Annotated in this window: 1 protein-coding gene; it reads left to right on the top strand. The window is 36.0% G+C overall.

What is annotated here, in order from left to right:
- Positions 1–87: 87 nt before the first annotated feature.
- A partial coding sequence (locus tag QCD85_RS23840; RefSeq protein WP_301264098.1) for a class II fructose-bisphosphate aldolase occupies positions 88–214 on the top strand: 127 nt, incomplete at its 3' end.

The raw sequence follows: 214 nt of genomic DNA, 5'->3' as shown, positions 1-214 counted from the left end.
CAAAGACTCAATATTACAAAATACGATGAATTATTGGAAGACTGGTCTTCAAAATAACCCATAGGAGGAATTGATAAGTTAATCAATATGCGAGATTTACTTAAAGTGGCGTATGAAAATATATTTGCAGGCGGGTCTTTTAATGTAGGGAATAGTGAGTTTGTCAAAGTCGTGATAACTGCCGCAGTAGCGCAAAATTCTCCTGCTATTATGC

Source organism: Paenibacillus sp. PsM32 (assembly GCF_030433815.1).
Classification (GTDB): Bacteria; Bacillota; Bacilli; order Paenibacillales; family Paenibacillaceae; genus Saccharibacillus; species Saccharibacillus kyungheensis.
This window is presented reverse-complemented; position numbering and strand designations above follow the sequence as displayed.